Raw genomic sequence first — 19,635 nt, forward strand, 5'->3', positions numbered from 1 at the left:
TACTAATAGGCCGAGGGCTTGCCTTACAAATGCTCAACAAAACTAACAAACACTGCTACGAAGTGTTATTGCGTGTTCGCGTCCACGAACCAACTGTTTCATCGCTCACTGATATGTGAATAGTGGCAGACGATGTAATCCATGTTTTTCCCCCATTGTGTGGGGGTCGATAGGGTTACGGCGGTCATAGCGAAGGGGAAACACCCGGTCCCATCCCGAACCCGGAAGTTAAGCCCTTCAGCGCCGATGGTACTGCAACCGGGAGGTTGTGGGAGAGTAGGACGCCGCCGGACAAACATTCGCGTAGGGGCCACCGTAAGGTGGCCCCTACGCTGCATTTAGGCCCGGTTCGGGCTTGGTGATGATGGCGCGAGGCGCGCCGGTGAGGAAGGCTGTGTCCATGGCAGAGGAGCGACGGGGCGGAGGACGTCCCGCTCAGGGTTCGGGGTCAGGGCGCACGGGCGGCCGCCCGCAGGGCGGTTCCGGCAAGCCACGCTCGGGCGACAAGCCCGGTGCGGGGAAGAGCTATGGCAGCTCGGAGCGTAGCCGGGGCACCACGCCGGGCCGCGATGGTGGCCGCGATGGCGGCGGCCGGGGCGGCTCCCGCGACGGTGGCGGCGACTTCCGGCGGTCCGATCGCGACGGCGCCCGTGACGGAGCGCGCACCGGCGGCTCCCGCGGTGGCGGCCCGCAGGGTGGTTCGAAGTCCGGGCCCAAGGGTCCTGGCAAGGGGCCCGCGAAGGGCGCGAGCAAGAGCTCGTCGTACGCAGGCAAGAGCAGCGCGGGCCGTGGCGGCGAGCGCCGCCCCGTCGAGCGCGAGGTGCGTAGCTCGGACCAGGCTGCCTACGACGGCCCCGACCTGCCGGCGGAGATCACCGGCAAGGAGCTCGATCGTGCCGTGGCCAGCCATCTGAAGGGCCTGCCCGAGAAGTTGGCGGCGCGGATCGCGCGCCACCTGGTCGCGGCCGGTATGTACATCGACGACGACCCGGAGCTGGCCTACCAGCACGCGAAGGCTGCCAAGGCTCGCGCCCAGCGCATCGCGGTGATCCGTGAGGCGCTCGGTGAGGCGGCCTATGCAGCCGGGCACTACGCCGAGGCGCTCTCCGAGCTGCGTGCGGCCAAGCGGATGAACGGCGCGACTGCATACCTGCCGATCATGGCCGACTGCCACCGCGCGCTCGGTCACCCGGAGCAGGCGATCAAGCTCGCCCACAGCCCGTCGGTGGTGAACTTCAAGCCCGAGGCGAAGGCGGAGATCACGCTCGTCGAGGCGGGCGCCCGGCGGGACATGGGACAGCTGGACGCCGCCCTGCGTGTGCTCGAGCTGTCGCCGCTGACCAACAAGACGCGCACGTCCTGGGTAGTACGGCTGCGCTACGCGTACGCCGACACCTTGGAAGCAGCGGGCCGGCTTAACGAGGCGCTGACGTGGTTCCACCGGACCCACGCCATCGACGCCGACGACATCACCGACGCCGCCGACCGGGCCGCCGATCTCGAGCGCCGGGTCGGCGACGAGTAGTCGCAGGAAGCGGACGCGCAGGCGTTCGAGCCACGGGCCGTGGTGTTCGAGGATCCTCGAACACCACGGCCCATGGTGTCTCAGCAGCAATCAGTCACCGGCGATCGACTGGCTGCCGGGCCACCAGGTGGGGAGCAGCGCGATGTAGAGCCGCATGAACTCCTCCCCCTGCGGCTCGGACTGCTGCACCCACCCCTCCAGAGGGCCCACCGTGCCGTCGGCGATGAATCGTGTCACCGCTTCGTCGACCGCCGCCGGGGCCAGGCCCCGCACGGGGCGTCGATGGCCACGTCGGGCTGCTCGAGCAGCAGTCGGCAGCTCTCCCGCAAGTGACGGCTGAGGATCGCGATGGCCCCCGGGTTCGTGAACACCCCGGCGGTCAACGAGAGCCTCGACGAGGCCACTCGCACGGCGCTCGCCGCCAAGCACGCCCTCGATCGGCTGGCTGAGCCCGAGGAGATCGCCGAGCTGGTCGCGTCCTGGCCAGCGACGCCGCGAGCTTCGTGACGGGCAGCTATCACCTGTCGACGGCGGCTACACCGCGAGCTGAGATTTCGACTGGCGCGCGTGAGGGCCGGATGCGCTGGCATTCGGCCCGTACGTGCGTCACAATGGCCCCACAACTACATATGTGTCATTCAGGCACCGTTGGTCGCACTGTTCCGTCGCCAGACCGCTGGGGAAGGCGTTGCTCGCGCCGGAACGAAGGAGAACAACGGTGACTGGATACACGACATCGCACAGCGCCACCCGTACCGCGACGAGGGGTGTGCTCTACGTGCACTCAGCGCCGTCGGCGCTGTGTCCGCACGTCGAGTGGGCCGTCGGCGGGGTTCTGGGTGTCGCTGTGAACCTGGACTGGACTCCGCAAGGAGCCCAGGCCGGTACCTATCGAGCCGAGCTCTCGTGGAGCGGCACGGTGGGATCTGCTGCTGCCGTCACGTCGGCGCTCAAGGGCTGGAACCATCTGCGGTTCGAGATCACCGAGGAGCCGACGTCCGGCTCTGAGGGTGCTCGATTCTCCTACACCCCCGAGCTCGGCGTCTTCCACGCCGTCACGGGGCTGCACGGCGACATCATGATTCCCGAAGACCGGTTGAAGGCAGCAGTGGTGAAGGCAGCACTGGGCGAGACCACCCTCATGCTCGAGATCGACAAGCTCCTCGGCAAGCCGTGGGACGACGAGCTCGAGACCTTCCGGCACGCCGGCGAGGGCGCTCCGGTGCGATGGCTTCACCAGGTCGTCTGAGGGCACGCCCCGAGGACCACACGTAGGAGAGGCACCACCGAGCCGAACGGCTCAGTGGTGCCTCTTCTTGTGCTTGGCGTGCTTGTGCTTGGCGTGCTTCTTGTGGACGGTCAGCGTGAACGTGTCTGACCGCACCGCCGTGGTGGTGGTCGGACCGGCGCCGTCGTCGGTGTAGAGCGTGCCGTGCAAGGTGAAGGTGCCGGGCACGGTGTTCGAGCGGCAGATCGTCAGCTTCTTGGTGCCGGTCTCCGGGTCGGCACCCGACAGGATGACGTCCGAGCCCTGGGAGACTCCGCGCGGGTCGGTCACGAAGATCTCCAGGTCGTACTCCTGGTCGGAGGGGACCGTGAGGGCATAGCCGTAGGAGTAGCGCTTGCAGCCCTTGCGCAGCTTCTGATCGGCCGCGTGCAGGCTTGCGCTGGTCGGCGTCGCGCTCTGGGCGGTCACCGGGCCCCCGCTGCCGAGCAGGCCGTCGAGCAGTGACCCGAGCCCGCCGTCACCGGCGCTCAGGAGACCGCCGAGAAGGGCGACGCTGACCACGCCGTGGTAGATGCGCTGCTGCTTTCCGAGACCGTGCATGAGTCCTCCCTGGACCGGCGACTTTCAGGTCCAACGCGACAACGCGGTACGTGGTTACGCACGTACCGCGCTGCCTGGGAGGGGGAGAGGGTCACAGAGGGATGTTGCCGTGCGCTCCACGGTGTACGCCGTCGGCCTGAATGGCGTCGTGCAGCGCCTGAGCGATGGTGCTCCGGGTCGCAGCGGGCTCCACGACCGCGTCCACGACGCCGATCTCGACGGCCTTGTCGACGCCGCCCGCGATCCGCTCGTGCTCGACGGCCAGCTCCTCCTCGACCTGCGGCCGGATCTCCGGGGAGACCTCGGCCAGCCGGCGCCGGTGAAGGATCCGCACGGCCGCCACGGCGCCCATCACGGCCACCTCGGCACCCGGCCAGGCGAAGACCTTGGTCGCGCCGATGGAGCGGGCGTTCATGGCGATGTAGGCGCCGCCGTACGTCTTGCGGGTGATCAGCGTGATCCGGGGGACCACGCACTCGCCGAAGGCGTGCAGCAGCTTGGCGCCACGGCGTACGACGCCGTCCCACTCCTGGCCGACACCGGGCAGGTAGCCCGGCACGTCGACCAGCACGATGAGCGGTACGCCGAAGGCATCGCACATCCGCACGAACCGCGCGGCCTTCTCCGCCGAGGCGGAGTCGAGGCAGCCGCCCAGGCGCAGCGGGTTGTTGGCGACCACGCCGACGGTCCGCCCGCCGAAGCGGCCCAGGACCGTGGCGATGTTGGGCGCCCAGCGGGCGTGCAACTCCTGGGTGCTGCCCTCGTCGAGCAGCGTCTCGACCAGCGGGTGGACGTCGTATGCGCGCTTCTTGGACTCGGGCAGTACCTGGCTGAGGTCGATGTCCTCGACCTGGTCGACCCGCAGACCGCCCTGGTCGCCGAGCAGCGAGGCCACGGAGCGAGCCCGATCGAGGGCCTCCTGCTCGCTCTCGGTGAGGATGTGCACCACGCCGGAGCGGCGGCCGTGCGGCTCAGGGCCGCCGAGCCGGAGCATGTCGACGTCCTCGCCGGTGACCGAGCGGACCACGTCCGGGCCGGTGACGAAGATGCGTCCCTCGGGGCCGAGGATGACCACGTCGGTCAGCGCCGGGCCGTAGGCGGCGCCGCCGGCAGCGGGCCCGAGCACGACCGAGATCTGCGGGATCTTGCCCGATGCCTGCGTCATGACCTGGAAGATGCGGCCGACGGCGTGCAGCGAGAGCACGCCCTCCGCGAGTCGGGCGCCGCCGGAGTGCCACAGGCCGATGATCGGAACCTGGTCGGTCAGTGCACGGTGATAGGCGTCGACCACCACCCGGCAGCCGACATCACCCATCGCGCCGCCCATCACGGTGGCGTCGGAGCAGAACGCCACCACGGGCGCCCCGTCGACGGTGCCGCGGACCGCGAGCATCCCGGAGTCGTCGATCGCCGAGAGCAGCTCGATCGAATCCTCGTCGAGCAGCGCGGAGAGCCGCGTCAGGGGGTAGCGCGGGTCATCCTCGCGCGGCGGCTTGACCGCTTGCCGGGGGGCGGGGCCGGTGTCGGCCCGGTTGGCCGCGGTCACAGCACCGTCCTGAGCCTGTCCAAGGGACATCAGATGCTCCCGAACGCGACCGCGACGTTGGCGCCGCCGAACCCGAAGGAGTTGTTCAGCGCGACCACGTCCCCGGCCGGCAGGTCGCGTGCCTTGGTCGGGATGTCGAGCTCGACCTGGGGGTCGAGGTTGTCGAGGTTGATCGTGGGCGGCGAGACCCGGTCACGCAGCGCGAGCACGGTGGCGACGGCCTCGAGGGCGCCGGCACCGCCGAGCAGGTGGCCGGTCATGGACTTGGTGCTGGTGACGACCACGTTGGCGACGTGCTCGCCGAGGGTCGCGTGCAGCATGAGCCCCTCGGCGATGTCCCCCTGCGGGGTCGAGGTGGCATGTGCATTGACGTGCACGATGTCGGAGATGCTGATCTCCGACTCAGCGATCGCGCGCAGGATCGCTCGTGCGCCGCCTCGCCCGGCCGGGTCCGGCTGGGCGATGTCGTGCGAGTCGGCGGTGATGCCGGCGCCGAGCACCTCGGCGTAGATCCGGGCACCACGGGCCTGGGCGTGCTCGAGCCGCTCCAGGACGAGTACGCCGGCGCCCTCGCCCAGGACGAAGCCATCCCGGCCGGTGTCCCAGGGGCGACTGACGGTGGTCGGGTCGCCAGGGTTCTTCGAGAGGGCCATCATGTTGGCGAAGGCCGCCATCGGCAGCGGGTGGATGGCCGCCTCGGTGCCGCCGGCCACGACGATGTCTGCCCGGCCGAGCCGGATCTGGTCGACGGCGTGTGCGAGCGCCTCGTTGCCAGAGGCGCACGCCGAGACCGGCGTGATGACCGCGGAACGGGCTCCGACGTACAGGCTGACGTTCGCCGCCGGGGCGTTGGGCATCAGCATGGGCACCGCGAGCGGGGAGACCCGCCGCGGACCCTTCTCCCGGAGAGTGTCGTAGTTCTCCAGCAGCGTGGTGACGCCGCCGATGCCGGAGGCCATGGCCACGCCGACGCGGTCGCTGTCGAGGTCAGGCTCGGCCTCGGAACCGGCCGCGCCCGAGAAGCCGGCGTCACGCCAGGCCTCCATGGCCGCGACCATCGCCAGCTGCGCCGAGCGGTCGAGGCGGCGTGCCTTGACGCGCTCGAGCACCTCGGTGGGCTCGACGGCGATCCGGCCCGCGATCTTGACGGGCAGGTCCTCGACCCAGGGCTCCTCGATGGTGCGGACCCCGGAACGGCCCTCGAGGAGGGCCTCCCAGGTGGACGGAACGTCTCCGCCGACCGGGCTGGTCGTGCCCAGACCGGTGATGACGACTCGGGTGCGGCTCATGTGCTCTCCGGGAGATGGGTGGGGCGGGTGTCAGGCGGCCTGGGCGCGCTCGATGTAGCTCACCGCGTCGCCCACGGTCTTGAGGTTCTTGACCTCGCTGTCGGGGATCGTGACGCTGAACTTCTCCTCGGCGGCGACGACGACCTCGACCATCGAGAGCGAGTCCACGTCGAGGTCGTCCACGAAGGACTTGTCGAGCTGGACGTCGTCGACGTCGACACCGGCGACCTCGTTGACGATCTCGGCGAGCTGGCTGCGGATCTCTTCGGTGGTGGCCATAGGGCGACCTTTCTCTTCAGCGGGTGTGGAAACCCAGGGGTGAACTGTGGGTGGGTGTGGATCAGGGGACGACGACGACCTGGGCTGCGTAGACCAGTCCGGCGCCGAAGGCGATGAGGAGCGCGGTGTCGCCGGACTTGGCGTCGCCCTCCTCGATCAGCCGCTCGAGGGCGAGTGGGATGGAGGCGGCCGACGTGTTGCCCATGGTGGCGATGTCGCGGGCGATGGTGACCGACTCGGGCAGCTTCATCGAGCGGGCCAGAGCATCCACGATGCGCATGTTCGCCTGGTGCGGGACGAAGCAGTCCAGCTCCTCCGGCGTGACGCCGGCCCTGTCGAGCGCCTCGAGGCCGATCTTGGCCATCGCAAACGAGGCCCACCGGAAGACCGGGTTGCCGTCCATCGCGAGGTAGGGCTGCTCCATCGGCTCGGCAGCGTTGCCCCAGGTCAGCCAGTCGACGTTCTGCCGGATCAGGTCCGCCTGCTCGCCGGCAGAGCCCCAGACGACCGGGGCGATGCCCGGCTCGTCGCTGGGACCCACGATGGCGGCGCCGGCGCCGTCGGCGAAGATGAAGGCGGTGCCGCGGTCGTGCAGGTTGGTCAGGTCCGAGAGTCGCTCGACGCCGATCACCAGGACGTGGCGGGCGCTGCCGCCACGCACGAAGTCGTTGGCCATCGCGATGCCGTGGCAGAAGCCGGCACAGGCGGCGGAGATGTCGAACGCTGCGGGATGGTCGGTGCCCAGCTCGTCGGCGATCAGCGCTGCCACCGACGGCGTCTGCAGCATGTGGCTGACGGTGGCGACGATGACGCAGTCGATCTGCTCGGGCTCGAGTCCGGCGGCCGCCAGCGCCTTGCGCGAAGCGGCGACGGCCATCATCTGCACCGTCTCCTCGGGCGTCGCCCAGCGCCGCTCGGTGATGCCGGACCGGGTCCGGATCCACTCGTCGCTGGAGTCGATCGCGTCCACGATCTCGCTGTTCGGCACCACCCGGCTCGGGCGGTAGCCACCGACAGCGAGGATGCGGGCGTGGGGCGCCCCGGCGGCCTCCCGGAGCGCCATCAGAGGACACCCTCCGGGTGCAGGCGCAGCAACGGCTGGCCGGGCGAGACGAGATCGCCGTCCTCGACGAGCCACTCGACGACCTGGCCGCCGTGCGCAGCAGGTACGTCGACGCGGTCACGCAGGCTGGCGATCGCGCCGATCACCGCGCCGGCGGGCAGCAGGTCGCGGTCGCGAGCCTCCTCGGCGAGGTGGAAGGTGCCCTTGGTCGGGGCGACCACCATCCGCCAGGTCGGGCTGGTCTCGATCTGGCTCCGCTCGCCGTGCTTCTCGCAGAAGGCGCGAGCGGCGTCGAGCTGGTCGGGCGTCTTGAGGGCGAAGGTCTCCACGCCCTTGAGCGCACGCTTGGCGATGCCGGTCAGGGTGCCGGCCGGCGGCATCTCGAGGATGCCGGTGACACCGAGATCGGTGAACGTCTCCAGGCACAGGTCCCAGCGGACCGGGCGGGCGATCTGGCCCACGATGCGCTCCAGCACCTGGGAGCCCTCGTGCACGATGCGTCCGTCCCGGTTGCTGACCACCGGGGTGCGGGGGTCGTGCACCGAGACGCTGCGGGCCAGTCGCGAGAGACGGTCCACGGCCGGGGCCATGTGCGAGGTGTGGAACGCGCCGGCGACCTTCAGCGGCATCACGCGTGCCTTGGCGGGCGCGTCGTCAGCGAAGGCGGCGAGCTGCTCGAGGGTGCCGGCCGCGACCACCTGGCCAGGGCCGTTGTCGTTCGCGGCGGTGAGGCCGTGCTCGGCGATCTTGGCCAGCACCTCGTCGCGGTCACCACCGAGTACGGCGGTCATCCCGGTCGGCGTGACGGCGGCGGCCTGGGCCATCGCCCGGCCACGCTCACGCACCAGCACCATCGCCTGCTCGCCGCTGATCGCCCGGGCGCCGGCGGCAGCGGTCAGCTCGCCGACGCTGTGGCCTGCCACGGCGCCGATCATCGCGAACGCGTCGGCCGGGTGCGGGAAGAGCTCGAGCGCGGCGACCAGGCCGGCACCGACCAGCAGCGGCTGCGCGATGGCGGTGTCCCGGATCGTCTCGTCGTCGGCCTCGGTGCCGTAGTGGGCGAGGTCGAGACCGGCCACGGTGGAGAGCCACTCGAGCCGTCCGGCGAAGAGCGGATCCTCGAGCCAAGGGGTGAGGAATCCGGAGGTCTGAGCGCCCTGACCCGGCGCGACAATGACGAGCACGTGTCCACTCTGCCGGTCTACCTGGGGGTAGGCGCGGCTGAAGCAGACGAACTTGTCGCCCGCGATTTTGTAGGTGTCCTACAAATCAAGCGTCTGCTTGGCGCCCGAGGATCAAGGCGATGGTGAGCGCGAAGGCGTCGCGGGGTTGCGACGGTTGCAATCCGGTGATGTCACCGACCTGGCGCAGTCGGTAGCGCACCGTGTTCGGGTGCACGAACAGCACCCGCGCCGCCGCCTCGAGGTTCCCGCCCGCGTCGAAGTACGCCGTCAGCGTCTCGACCAGCGCCGCCCGATCCCGGACCGGCCGGTAGACCTCGTCGACCAGTGCGGCGCGGGCGTCCTCGTCACCGGCCAGCGCGCGCTCGGCGAGGAGCTCGTCGGCGAGCACCGGCCGGGGTGCGGTGGGCCAACCGGGTGAGGCCCGGTGCGCCGCCATCGCGCCGGTGGCGGACGCGTGGGCGCCGGCCATGTCGGGGGCGACCGGACCGGCGACCACCGCACCGGGTCCGAAGACGTCGGCCACCGCGGCCGCGGCAGCGTGCGGATCGGTCACCTCGCCCAGCACGATCACCAGTCGCTCGCCCTGCACGGCGCAGAGCGCGTGCAGCCGTGCGCTGCGGGCGTGACGGCGTACCTCCTCGAAGAGGTCGTTGTCGTCGCGGTCGCTGGGCGCGGTACCGAGCACGACCATGATCGAGCCGCGGGCGCCCCAGCCGAGCGCGCTTGCGCGGCCGAGGACCGCTTCGTCGGGGTCGGCACGCAGCACCGCGTCCACGATCAGGGCCTCGAGCCGCGCGTCCCACGCACCGCGCTGCTCGGCAGCCCGGGCATAGACGGCAGCCGTCGCGAACGCGACCTCACGGGCGTAGTAGCCGATCGCGGTGCGCACCGCAGCGGCCTCGTCAGGGGGCAGTACGTCGTCGATGCTCTGCTCGACCACGTCGATCGAGAGCCGGATCAGGTCGACGGTCTGCTGCAGGGTGATCACCCCGGCCAGCGCGCGCGGTGCGGCACCGAAGACGTTCGCGGCCAGGTCGGCCTTGACGGTGGTGCGGACACCCTCGGCGTACCACTGGACGAAGCCCTGGATGCCGGCCTGAACGATCATGCCGACCCACGAGCGCTCCTGCGCGGACAGCGTCGAGAACCAGGAGAACTCCGTCTCCATCCGCCCGGTCGCCGCCGTCGCCAGGCGCCCGGTGGCGCGCTGCAGAGCGCGGGCTCCGGGGAGGGCGGTGGTGGGTGAGGTCACCCGCAGATCCTCCCACTCGGGTGTGTCGTTTCGCGCTCCGGTCGGGTACCGGGGTGCCGATAAGACTCCCCTCGGGTTCGGAGTAGTGATTGAATCACCGGACTGGACAACTGGTCAGTAATCCTGGTCCGGTGGTGGGAAGGGGAACCCATGGCAGGGACGACGTCGGTGGGGCCGGCGGCGACACGGACGATAACGGTGCACGGGCACCGCCGCGCGTACGCCTTCGGCGGCCAGGAGATCGGTACGGCGCCGGCGCTGCTCCTGCTGCACGGGCTGGGCTGCAACAGGCACACCTGGGACCCGGTGTGGGACAGGCTGGCCGAGAAGTACACCCTGATCGCACCGGACCTCCTCGGCCACGGGGAGTCCGACAAGCCGCGCGGCGACTACAGCCCCGGCGGCTACGCCAACGGCATGCGCGACCTGCTGACCATCCTCGGCATCGACAAGGTGACGGTGATCGGGCACAGCTTCGGCGGCGCGGTGGCGATGCAGTTCGCCTACCAGTTCCCCGAGCGCACCGAGCGCCTGGTGCTGGTCGACGCGGGCGGCCTCGGCCGGGAGGTGACAGCGCTGATCCGAGCGATCGGGCTGCCGGGCTACCAGCTCACCCTCGGCCTGCTCACGCTGCCGGTGGTGCGTCAGGTCAACACCGGCCTCCTGCGGACGCTGAAGGCCACCGGGCTGCGCGACCTGCGCGACCTGGACGAGGTCGCCGCCATCCTGGAGACGTTCCGGGATCCTCGCAGCAGGTACGCCGTGCACAAGCTGGTGACAGGGGTGATGGATTGGCGCGGCCAGAACATCACCATGCGTGACCGCGCCTATCTCACCGAGCTGATGCCGCTGTGCGTCGTCTGGGGCGAGGACGACCGGGTGCTGCCGGCGAGCCACGCGCAGGTCGCGCGGGAGTTCGCCCCGACCGCGCAGGTCACCGTGATGCGCGACGCCGGCCACTTCCCGCACAAGGATCAGCCCGACGCCTTCGCCGGCCTGGTCGAGGACTTCATCGCCTCGACCGTTCCCGCGACGTACTCGCGCGCGCGGTGGCGGCGCCTGCTCAAGGGCGGGGGACCGCCGCATCTATCGTCCGTAGAGCCCGCCTCCGAGCTGGCCTGAGACGTGAGGAAGGGCTCCCCGGGATGTTCTGGGGAGCCCTTCCTCAGTTCCCGCTACCTGACACGCGCCGTCGGGCATGTCAGGCGTCGCCGCCCTCCTGGCGGACGCCTTCCATCGTGGTCGGGTCGTCGATCCGGTAGGTCTCGAACGCCTTCGTGACGACCGAGCGGTCGATCTTGCCGGCATCGGCGAGGGCCTGGAGCGACTGGACGACCACCGACTGGGCGTCGATCTGGAAGAAGCGACGCGCGGCCGGGCGGGTGTCGGCGAAGCCGAAGCCGTCGGCACCGAGGACCCGGTAGTCGGCCGGCACCCACCGTGCGATCTGCAGCGGAACGGCCCGCATGTAGTCCGAGACAGCGACCACCGGGGCGTCCGAGCCGGACAGCTTGTCGGTGACGTAGGCGGACTTGGCCTGCTCGGCCGGGTTGTTGAGGTTCCACTTCTCGGCAGCGATGGCTTCGCGGGCCAGCTCGTTCCAGGAGGTCACCGACCAGGTGTCGGCGATGACGCCCCAGTCCTCGCGCAGGAGCCGCTGTGCCTCGGCCACCCAGGGGAAGCCGACGCCGGAGGCGAGCAGCCGGACCCGCGGGCCCTCACCCCCGCCGACGGAGACCTGGTGGATGCCCTTGAGGATGCCCTCGACGTCGACACCCTCAGGCTCGGCCGGCTGAGCGACCGGCTCGTTGTAGACGGTGAGGTAGAAGATGACGTCCTCGCCCTTGCCGTCACGGCCACCGGTGCCGTACATCCGCTCGAGGCCGCTGCGCATGATGTGCGCGACCTCGTAGGCGAACGCCGGGTCGTAGTGCACGACCGCTGGGTTGGTGGCGGCGAGGAGCGGGCTGTGCCCGTCGGCGTGCTGCAGGCCTTCGCCGGTCAGCGTGGTGCGCCCCGCGGTCGCGCCGACGAGGAAGCCGCGCGCCATCTGGTCAGCCATCGCCCAGATCGAGTCGCCGGTGCGCTGGAAGCCGAACATCGAGTAGAAGATGTAGAACGGGATCATCGTCTCGCCGTGGGTGGCGTAGGAGGAGCCCGCCGCGATCGCCGAGGCCATCGCACCGGCCTCGGAGATGCCCTCGTGGAGCATCTGACCCGAGGTCGACATCTTGTAGGAGAGCAGCATGTTGCGGTCGACGCCCTCGAACTGCTGACCCGCCGGGTCGTAGATCTTGGCCGAGGGGAACATCGCGTCCATGCCGAAGGTGCGGTACTCGTCCGGCGCGATCGGCACGATCCGCTTGCCGATGCCCGGCTCGCGCATCCAGTCCTTGAGCAGCCGCACGGTCGCCATGGTGGTGGCGATCTTGTTGGAGCCCGCGCCCTTCTTGAGATCGGCGTAGACCTTGTCGCCGGGCAGCTCGAGCGCTGCCGCGTCGTTGGTGCGCTTGGGCAGCGAGCCACCGAGGACACGGCGGCGCTCCATCATGTACTTGATCTCCGGCGAGTCCGGACCCGGGTTGTAGAGCGGGAACTTGCCGGTGGCGGCGTACTTCTCCTCGATCTCCTGGTCGGTGACCGGGATCCCGAGGCGGTCGCGGAAGCGCTTGGCGTCCTCGACGGTGAGCTTCTTCATCTGGTGGGTGGCGTTCTTGCCCATCAGGGCGTCGATCGTCCAGCCCTTGATGGTGTGCGCCAGGATCACCGTCGGCTGGCCGACGTGCTTGGTGGCCGAGTCGAAGGCGGCGTACACCTTGCGGTAGTCGTGGCCGCCGCGCGGCAGCTTCTCGATGTCGCGGTCGCTGAGGTGCTCGACCATCTGGCGCAGGCGCGGGTCGGGACCGAAGAAGTGCTCGCGGTTGTAGGCGCCGTTCTCGACCGAGAAGGTCTGGAACGCGCCGTCCGGCGTGCTGTTCATCTTGTTGACCAGGGCGCCATCGACATCGCGAGCGAGCAGGTCGTCCCACTCGCGTCCCCAGATGACCTTGATGACGTTCCAGCCGGCGCCGCGGAAGTTGGCTTCCAGCTCCTGGATGATCTTGCCGTTGCCGGTGACCGGGCCGTCGAGCTGCTGCAGGTTGCAGTTGACCACCCAGACCAGGTTGTCGAGCTCCTCGCGCGCTGCGATGCGCAGCGCGCCCATCGACTCGGGCTCGGCCATCTCGCCGTCGCCGAGGAAGGCCCACACCCGCTGGTCGGAGGTGTCCTTGATGCCGCGGTTCTGCAGGTAGCGGTTGAACCGCGCCTGGTAGATGGAGTTGATGCCGGTCAGGCCCATCGAGACCGTGGGGAACTCCCAGAAGTCCGGCATGAGGCGCGGGTGGGGGTAGGAGGACAGACCCTTCCCGACGCCGTGCTGGACCTCCTGGCGGAAGCGGTAGAGCGCCTCCTCGGAGAGCCGGCCCTCGAGGAACGCACGGGCGTAGATGCCCGGGGAGGCGTGCCCCTGGATGAAGACCTGGTCGCCGCCGCCAGGGTGCTCCTTGCCGCGGAAGAAGTGGTTGAAGCCGACCTCGTAGAGCGAGGCAGAGGACTGGTAGGTGGCGATGTGGCCACCGACCTCCAGGCCCTTGCTGTTCGCGCTGGAGACCAGCATCGCGGCGTTCCAGCGGATCATCGAGCGCACCTTGCGCTCGGTCTCCTCGTCGCCGGGGAACCACGGCTCCCGCTCCGGCGGGATGCTGTTGATGAAGTCCGTGCTCCGCAGGGCAGGTACGCCGATGGCGCGCTCGCGGGCGCGCTCGAGGAGTCGGAGCATGACGTAGCGCGCCCGGTCACGACCGCGCGCGTCGACCATGGAGTCGAAGGAGGCCAGCCAGTCGCCGGTCTCGTCCGGATCGATGTCTGGCAGCTGGGTCGGCAGGCCCTCGTGGATGACGGTGGCCGGCGTGCCGGAAGGAGGGGTGGTTTCTTCGGTCACGTTTGAATCGTGCCACTCGGCGGGGCATCGGAAAATTTACTGATGAGTACGCGGGCCAGGCATGTCATCCCGGCCTGCGGGCACAGGCGGGTTCGCGAGCGTTCCACAGCCTGGAGGTGGGCGTCGAAACGGGCGTGATGATGGGCGTGGAGGCGGGCGTCGAACGGCCGAGACGGCGGCGCCGTACGCACGCGAAGCAAGCCCGCGGCTGACCGGCCGCGGCGGATGGAGGGTCCCGGCGGAATGGACCAGGGTTGCGCCCCCGGCCGTTCTCCGCTGGACTACTCACCACTGCGACCCTTTCGTCGCGGCGAGACAGACGATGGCAACAGATGCGGAGGACGACGTGAGTGCGACCGCGGGTGGAGGATCCACCCAGACAGGCCCTGCGAATCTCGCAGAGCGCCTGGGTATCAAGGCCGGCATGGTCATCCAGGAACTTGGCTGGGACAACGACACCGATCACGAGCTCAGGGTCGCGATCGAGGACGCACTCGACGCCGAGATGGTCGACGGTGACTACGGCAACGTCGTCGACACGGTGCTCCTCTGGTGGCGCGACGACGACGGCGACCTGGTCGACGGCCTGGTGGATGCGCTGACCGACCTCGTCGGTGGGGGCTCGATCTGGCTGTTCACGCCGAAGGTGGGCCGCCCAGGTGCGGTCGACCCGTCGGACATCACCGAGGCTGCGCCGATCGCCGGCCTCTCGCAGACGACCACGGCAGCGGTGAGCAAGGAGTGGGCGGCGACGCGGCTTCTCGCTCCGAAGAACGTCGGATGATCCTGCGCCCTTCCGCGGCACTGGCCAAGGCCGTGTCCGCGGGATCCGGCGTGCGCGTGCTCGCCGGGTCCGGTGTGGTCAAGCCGTTCTCGCCGACGGTGCTGGCCCGCCTGGCGAAGGCGGTGCACGCCTGGGGCCTCGGCCCCGCGGGTGGCTTCACCATGCTGGCCACCCGCTATCCCGACCGCGTCGGCATCGTCGACGAGCTCGGCGAGATCACCTACGGCGAGATCCACCGCCGTACCAACGTCCTGGCCCGCGCCCTCGCGGCGCGCGGCGTCGGCGAGGGTGACGGCGTCGCGGTGATGTGCCGCAACCACCGTGGCTTCGTCGAGGCCACGGTCGCGATCGCCAAGCTCGGCGCCGACGCGCTCTACCTCAACACCGCGTTCGCCGGCCCCCAGCTCGTCGACGTGCTCGCGCGGGAGAAGCCGCGCGTGGTCATCCACGACGAGGAGTTCACCGGGCTGCTGGCCGGCGCCGAGATCGAGCAGCGGGTCATCGCGTGGACCGACAGCGAGGCACCCTCGCTCCAGGCCGAGACCCTCGATGCGCTCGCCACCGACGGCGACGATCGTGACCTGACGTCGCCGTCGCGACACGGTCGGATCATCATCCTCACCTCCGGCACCACCGGTACGCCGAAGGGGGCGCCGCGCAACGAGGCCGGGATCGACGCAGCCATCTCGCTGCTGTCCCGGATGCCGCTCAAGGAGGGCTGGCGCACCCATATCGCAGCGCCGCTGTTCCACACCTGGGGTTTCGCGCACCTGATGCTGGCGATGCTGCTGGGCTCGACGATGGTGCTGCGCCGGCGCTTCGACCCGGCCGAGGCGCTGGAGGTGACGCAGGGCTGCGACTCGCTGGTGGTGATCCCGGTGATGCTGCAGCGGATGCTGACGGTCGAGGGCAGCTTCGACCTCTCCTCGCTGCAGGTCGTCGCCTCCTCGGGCTCGGCGCTGCCCGGCGATCTGGCGCTGGAGTGGATGGACCGGTTCGGCGAGAACCTCTACAACATCTACGGCTCGACCGAGGTCGCCTACGCCTCGATCGCCACGCCGGGGGACCTGCGTAGCGCGCCCACCTCGGCGGGCAAGCCGCCGTGGGGGACCGTCGTACGGATCCTGGACCCGGTCGGCCGGGAGGTCCCGCCGGGCGAGCCGGGCCGGATCTTCGTCGGCAACAGCCTGCTCTTCGAGGGCTACACCGGCGGCGGTGCCAAGGAGGTGGTCGACGGCCTGATGTCCTCGGGCGACGTCGGCCGCTTCGACGCCGAGGGCCGTCTCTACGTCGAGGGCCGCGACGACGAGATGATCGTCTCGGGCGGCGAGAACGTCTTCCCCAAGGAGGTCGAGGACTGCCTCGCACGGCACCCCGACGTCGTCGAGGTCGCTTGCGTCGGCGTGGACGATCCCGAGTTCGGCAAGCGGCTGCGTGCCTTCGTGGTGGTCTCCGGCGAGGCCGGCGAGGACGACCTCAAGGGCTGGGTGAAGGACCACCTGGCGCGCTTCAAGGTGCCTCGTGAGATCGTGGTGCTGCCCGAGCTGCCGCGCAATGCGACCGGCAAGGTGCTCAAGCGGGAGTTGTTGGACTGGCTGGACACGGCAGGGGAGGGCACGGCGTGAGCGGGCTGCAGATCGGTGGACCGGCCCCGGACTTCACCCTGCGCGACCAGTTCGGTCAGGACGTCACGCTCGCCTCCTACCGCGGCAGCAAGGCCGTCGTGATCTTCTTCTACCCCTACGCCTTCTCCGGGGTGTGCACCGGCGAGATGGCCGGCATCCGCGATCGGCTCGACGAGTTCATGACCTTCGAGACCGAGACGCTGGCGATCTCGTGCGACCCGATGTTCGCGCTGCGAGCCTTCGCCGACGCGGACGGGCTCAACTTCCCGTTGCTCTCGGACTTCTGGCCGCACGGGGAGGTCGCTCGTGCCTACGGCGTCCTCGACGAACGGTCGGGTGCGCCCCGGCGCTCTTCGTACGTCATCGACAAGCAGGGCCGGGTGCGCTGGGCGGTGCACAACGCGAATGCCGAGGGTCGTGACCTGGACGAGCACCTGCGCGAGCTCTCCGCGGCGCTGTCCTGACGGTTCTCACGAGGCCGCGAGCACGCGCGCGGTCCCAGAGGTCTAGACAGGTGGGTCCCAATCTTGGCGGGCTTTCGCGTGCGATCAGGGCAGACCTGTTACATTTCAACTGTTGAGCCGGTGGCGACCCGAGACGGCACCGGCTCAACACTCCATTTCGGCCACGTACGGCGGTGGCAACGGGTCCATTTGGCCCTGCACGTCGGTAAGACCGTAGGCTGTGGCGTCGCGTCCGGGACGCATAGCTCAGTTGGTTAGAGCGCTTGCCTTACAAGCAAGATGTCGGGGGTTCGAGTCCCTCTGCGTCCACCAGCGACGAAGCCCGTGACCTGCGTTCGTGCAGGTCACGGGCTTCGTCATTGCTGCCCTGCTCAGGATCAAAGCTTCGGCGCGTGCCATGCACCGACGTCTCGAGCCTGGCGACGCCGCCGCTAGGAGCGGTAGGCCAGGTAGCCGCGCTGGGTGGCGATGTGGTCGGCGACGTACCGAGCGTCGTGCCACACGCCCCAGATGAAGCTCGAGCCGCGTCGGGAGAGCCACGGCAGGCCGAGGAAGTAGACGCCGGGCTCGGTCGAGACGCCGCGACGCTGCTGGGGGCGGCCGCGCTCGTCGAAGGCGTCGACCTGCAGCCAGCTGTAGTCGGTGGCATAGCCCGTCGCCCAGACGATCGCGCCGATGCCGTCGAGGTCGAGGGCGAGCAGCGGGTCGGTGACGCGCTGCGGTGCGGGGCCGAGCACCCGGGCCTCGGGCTCCTCGGGCAGGTCGATGCCGTTGCGCTCGACGTAGGCGTCGGCGGCATCGAGCAGCGCGAGGTAGGTGGCGTCTCCGGCCGCGATGTTCGCGCCGAGGTCATCCACGAAGCGCAGCACGCCGTCGTCGTAGGAGGCGGTCATGCCGACGAGCTCGATGCCACGTGCGGCAAGGTCGCGGAAGTCGACGGTGTGCCCGCCATGGGCGCCGCTCACCGCGATGGTGACGTGCTCAGCGCCCGCCGGGGGCGTCTCCAGGTCCCACAGCCCGAGCACGCCGAGCCACCAGCAGAAGTCGCGGCCGCGGTAGCTCCGCGGCGGCCGGTCGTGCGGCCCCACGGAGAGGTAGACATCCCGTCCCGCCCGGCGCAGCTCGTCGGCGATCTGCACGCCCGACGACCCGGCGCCGACGACGAGGACGGCGCCCTCGGGCAGTTGCTCGGGATTGCGGTAGGCGGCCGAGTGCAGCTGTGCCACCGGGGCACCGGCGGGCACGATCGGGGGCAGGACGGGCCGCTGGAAGGGGCCCGTCGCGGCCACCACGAAGCGAGCATCGATCGTTCCCTCCGAGGTCTCCACGTGGAAGCCCGGCCGGCCGGCGTGCCGGCGCACCGACGTCACCTCGACGCCGCACCGGATCGGTGCGGCGATCTTCTCCGCGTAGGCGACGAAGTAGTCCGCGACCTCGTCCTTGGTGGCGAAGCTGTCGGGGTCGCGGTCGAGGAACTCCAGCCCTGGGAAGCGGTCGTGCCACGCTGGGCCGTTGGCGACCAGCGAGTCCCAGCGGCCGGTGCGCCAGCGCTCCGCGATGCGATCCCGCTCCAGGACGAGGTGGGGCACGCCGAGCTCGCTCAGGTGCTCGCTGATGGCGACACCGGCCTGGCCGGCGCCGACGACGAGGACCTCCACTTGTTGGTTCGACATGCTGACCTCCATGGTGAACGGCAATCTGACGGTGCTGAAGCTCCTCCGGCATCCTCATCGCGTCCCAGGTCGCCTGTCCAACAGATCTTCATGGCGTTCTAGTTCCGTTCTATCGATTCAACTCCTAGACTGCTGCTCCCACGCGAGACGGCAGGAGGTGCCCGTGCCGCAGTACACCCTCAGGCAGCTGGAGTACTTCGTCGCCGTGGCCGAGGCGGGCAGCGTGACGGCCGCTGCACAGTCGATCCACCTGTCCCAGTCCGCGCTGTCGACCGCGCTGGTCGAGCTCGAGCGCGCGCTCAACGTGCAGCTGCTGATGCGACACCACGCTCGCGGCGTCACGCTGACGCCGGCGGGAGAGCAGCTGCTCGCCGCCAGCCGGCGGCTGCTGCGGCAGGCCACCGAGCTGGCCGACGAGGCTCGCGGGCTGGGCAACGAGGTCACAGGCACCCTGCACCTGGCCTGCTTCGGCGTGCTCGCGCCGTACCTCCTGCCCGAGCTGCTCGCGGAGGCGGCGGCCCGGCTGCCGGGGCTCGAGGTCAACACCAGCGAGGTGGACCTCGCCGAGCTCGCCGATGGCGTGGCGAACGGCCGCTTCGAGCTGGCCCTGGGCTATGACATCGTCGGCGACCAGCGTCTGGAGACGTCCCGGCTCTACACGCTGCGACCCTACGTCCTGCTGCCGCGCACGCATCGCCTGGCCAAGCGAGCGAAGGTGGACCTGGCCGAGCTCGCCGATGAGCCGCTGGCACTTCTCGACCTTCCGCACAGCCGCGACTACTTCGCCGGCATGTTCGGCTCCGTCGGGCTCTCGCCGAGGGTGCGATTCCGTACGACGAGCAGCGAGACCTGCCGCGCGATCGTGGCCCGAGGCCTCGCCTACACGGTGCTCAACGCCCGTCCCCGCGACCGCAGTGGCGCCGACGCCCAGGCAGTGGTGGCCGTCGACATCGCGCACGAGGCGCCCTCGCTCGACGTCATGCTGATCAAGGCTGCCGGCGTGCGGCCGACGCGGCGGATGGCGGTGATGGAGGAGCTGATCAACGGGCTCGTCGAGCGTGGATCGATCGAATCGATGTTCGGTGCCAGTTAGATCGTCTCGACAGGACGTGTCGTCGTTCCTACGCTCAGGGTGACCGTC

The 19,635-nt window shown here is 70.0% G+C and carries 18 protein-coding genes, 1 tRNA gene and 1 rRNA gene; 10 read left to right on the plus strand and 10 right to left on the minus strand.

The window, feature by feature from the left end; genetic code table 11:
- The first annotated feature begins 176 nt into the window (after positions 1-176).
- Both rrf and H036_RS0111965 read left to right on the plus strand, forming a co-directional pair.
- Positions 177-293: ribosomal RNA gene (gene rrf, locus H036_RS0111960) — 5S ribosomal RNA — on the plus strand.
- A 107-nt stretch (positions 294-400) separates the two neighbouring features.
- On the plus strand, positions 401-1,525 hold the full coding sequence (locus H036_RS0111965) for a tetratricopeptide repeat protein (protein ID WP_017935024.1): 1,125 nt from the start codon (positions 401-403) through the stop codon (positions 1,523-1,525).
- A 90-nt stretch (positions 1,526-1,615) separates the two neighbouring features.
- Here H036_RS0111965 and H036_RS0111970 read toward each other — a convergent pair whose 3' ends face one another.
- Positions 1,616-1,798 (minus strand): hypothetical protein, encoded by a 183-nt coding sequence (locus tag H036_RS0111970; RefSeq protein WP_017935025.1) that lies wholly within the window; start codon positions 1,796-1,798, stop codon positions 1,616-1,618.
- 75 nt (positions 1,799-1,873) lie between these two features.
- Here H036_RS0111970 and H036_RS25390 point away from each other — a divergent pair, with 75 nt between their 5' ends.
- A complete protein-coding gene (locus tag H036_RS25390; RefSeq protein ID WP_017935026.1) occupies positions 1,874-2,032 on the plus strand; it encodes a hypothetical protein in 159 nt (52 codons plus the stop codon).
- A gap of 211 nt (positions 2,033-2,243) precedes the next feature.
- Positions 2,244-2,774, plus strand: coding sequence for a DUF3145 domain-containing protein (locus tag H036_RS0111980; protein ID WP_051068677.1), 531 nt, complete (start codon positions 2,244-2,246; stop codon positions 2,772-2,774).
- Positions 2,775-2,825: 51 nt separating this feature from the next.
- Here the strand turns inward: H036_RS0111980 and H036_RS0111985 are convergent, their stop codons facing one another.
- From H036_RS0111985 to H036_RS0112015, 7 genes are all read right to left on the minus strand, one after another.
- Positions 2,826-3,353 carry a hypothetical protein gene (locus tag H036_RS0111985; RefSeq protein WP_017935028.1) on the minus strand — a complete coding sequence of 176 codons (528 nt, stop codon included), beginning with the start codon at positions 3,351-3,353 and terminating at the stop codon, positions 2,826-2,828.
- A gap of 91 nt (positions 3,354-3,444) precedes the next feature.
- On the minus strand, positions 3,445-4,929 hold the full coding sequence (locus tag H036_RS0111990; protein WP_081615534.1) for an acyl-CoA carboxylase subunit beta: 1,485 nt from the start codon (positions 4,927-4,929) through the stop codon (positions 3,445-3,447).
- Positions 4,929-6,188 carry a beta-ketoacyl-[acyl-carrier-protein] synthase family protein gene (locus H036_RS0111995; RefSeq protein ID WP_017935030.1) on the minus strand — a complete coding sequence of 420 codons (1,260 nt, stop codon included), beginning with the start codon at positions 6,186-6,188 and terminating at the stop codon, positions 4,929-4,931. Before H036_RS0111995 ends, H036_RS0111990 begins: the two co-directional genes overlap by 1 nt.
- 30 nt (positions 6,189-6,218) lie before the next feature.
- On the minus strand, positions 6,219-6,467 hold the full coding sequence (locus H036_RS0112000) for an acyl carrier protein (RefSeq protein ID WP_017935031.1): 249 nt from the start codon (positions 6,465-6,467) through the stop codon (positions 6,219-6,221).
- Between the two features lie 61 nt (positions 6,468-6,528).
- Positions 6,529-7,530: a beta-ketoacyl-ACP synthase III gene (locus tag H036_RS0112005; protein ID WP_017935032.1), complete on the minus strand. Its 1,002-nt coding sequence runs from the start codon at positions 7,528-7,530 to the stop codon at positions 6,529-6,531.
- Positions 7,530-8,714: an acyltransferase domain-containing protein gene (locus H036_RS0112010; protein WP_017935033.1), complete on the minus strand. Its 1,185-nt coding sequence runs from the start codon at positions 8,712-8,714 to the stop codon at positions 7,530-7,532. The genes H036_RS0112005 and H036_RS0112010 overlap by 1 nt, the downstream gene beginning before the upstream one ends.
- Positions 8,715-8,799: 85 nt before the next feature.
- On the minus strand, positions 8,800-9,966 hold the full coding sequence (locus H036_RS0112015; protein WP_017935034.1) for a PucR family transcriptional regulator: 1,167 nt from the start codon (positions 9,964-9,966) through the stop codon (positions 8,800-8,802).
- Positions 9,967-10,116: 150 nt separating this feature from the next.
- Here H036_RS0112015 and H036_RS22670 point away from each other — a divergent pair, with 150 nt between their 5' ends.
- On the plus strand, positions 10,117-11,088 hold the full coding sequence (locus H036_RS22670; protein ID WP_051068678.1) for an alpha/beta fold hydrolase: 972 nt from the start codon (positions 10,117-10,119) through the stop codon (positions 11,086-11,088).
- Between the two features lie 79 nt (positions 11,089-11,167).
- Here the strand turns inward: H036_RS22670 and aceE are convergent, their stop codons facing one another.
- On the minus strand, positions 11,168-13,948 hold the full coding sequence (gene aceE, locus H036_RS0112025; protein WP_017935036.1) for a pyruvate dehydrogenase (acetyl-transferring), homodimeric type: 2,781 nt from the start codon (positions 13,946-13,948) through the stop codon (positions 11,168-11,170).
- Between the two features lie 346 nt (positions 13,949-14,294).
- On the opposite strand from aceE, the gene H036_RS0112030 reads away from it, so the two are divergent.
- From H036_RS0112030 to H036_RS0112045, 4 genes are all read left to right on the plus strand, one after another.
- Positions 14,295-14,732, plus strand: a complete 438-nt coding sequence (locus H036_RS0112030) for a DUF3052 domain-containing protein (RefSeq protein ID WP_026145989.1) — start codon at positions 14,295-14,297, stop codon at positions 14,730-14,732.
- On the plus strand, positions 14,729-16,357 hold the full coding sequence (locus H036_RS0112035; RefSeq protein ID WP_017935038.1) for an AMP-binding protein: 1,629 nt from the start codon (positions 14,729-14,731) through the stop codon (positions 16,355-16,357). The genes H036_RS0112030 and H036_RS0112035 overlap by 4 nt, the downstream gene beginning before the upstream one ends.
- Positions 16,354-16,821, plus strand: a complete 468-nt coding sequence (locus H036_RS0112040; protein WP_017935039.1) for a peroxiredoxin — start codon at positions 16,354-16,356, stop codon at positions 16,819-16,821. The genes H036_RS0112035 and H036_RS0112040 overlap by 4 nt, the downstream gene beginning before the upstream one ends.
- A 235-nt stretch (positions 16,822-17,056) precedes the next feature.
- Positions 17,057-17,133 (plus strand) — tRNA-Val (locus H036_RS0112045).
- Positions 17,134-17,252: 119 nt separating this feature from the next.
- Here H036_RS0112045 and H036_RS0112050 read toward each other — a convergent pair.
- Entirely contained in the window at positions 17,253-18,494 is a 1,242-nt protein-coding gene (locus H036_RS0112050; protein WP_036488315.1) for a flavin-containing monooxygenase, read from the minus strand.
- A 163-nt stretch (positions 18,495-18,657) separates the two neighbouring features.
- On the opposite strand from H036_RS0112050, the gene H036_RS22675 reads away from it, so the two are divergent.
- On the plus strand, positions 18,658-19,587 hold the full coding sequence (locus H036_RS22675; protein WP_017935041.1) for a LysR family transcriptional regulator: 930 nt from the start codon (positions 18,658-18,660) through the stop codon (positions 19,585-19,587).
- Positions 19,588-19,635 lie beyond the last annotated feature (48 nt).

The sequence above is a fragment of the Nocardioides sp. Iso805N genome (assembly GCF_000364605.1).
Taxonomy (GTDB): Bacteria; Actinomycetota; Actinomycetes; order Propionibacteriales; family Nocardioidaceae; genus Nocardioides.

Coding starts and splice junctions, on each gene's coding strand:
- H036_RS0112000 (WP_017935031.1), bottom strand. CDS start 6,467: ATGGCCACCACCGAAGAGATCCGCAGCCAGCTCGCCGAGATCGTCAAC.
- H036_RS0112035 (WP_017935038.1), top strand. CDS start 14,729: ATGATCCTGCGCCCTTCCGCGGCACTGGCCAAGGCCGTGTCCGCGGGA.
- H036_RS22670 (WP_051068678.1), top strand. CDS start 10,117: ATGGCAGGGACGACGTCGGTGGGGCCGGCGGCGACACGGACGATAACG.
- H036_RS0111990 (WP_081615534.1), bottom strand. CDS start 4,929: ATGTCCCTTGGACAGGCTCAGGACGGTGCTGTGACCGCGGCCAACCGG.
- H036_RS0111995 (WP_017935030.1), bottom strand. CDS start 6,188: ATGAGCCGCACCCGAGTCGTCATCACCGGTCTGGGCACGACCAGCCCG.
- H036_RS0111965 (WP_017935024.1), top strand. CDS start 401: ATGGCAGAGGAGCGACGGGGCGGAGGACGTCCCGCTCAGGGTTCGGGG.
- H036_RS0112050 (WP_036488315.1), bottom strand. CDS start 18,494: ATGTCGAACCAACAAGTGGAGGTCCTCGTCGTCGGCGCCGGCCAGGCC.
- H036_RS0112005 (WP_017935032.1), bottom strand. CDS start 7,530: ATGGCGCTCCGGGAGGCCGCCGGGGCGCCCCACGCCCGCATCCTCGCT.
- H036_RS25390 (WP_017935026.1), top strand. CDS start 1,874: ATGGCCCCCGGGTTCGTGAACACCCCGGCGGTCAACGAGAGCCTCGAC.
- H036_RS0111985 (WP_017935028.1), bottom strand. CDS start 3,353: ATGCACGGTCTCGGAAAGCAGCAGCGCATCTACCACGGCGTGGTCAGC.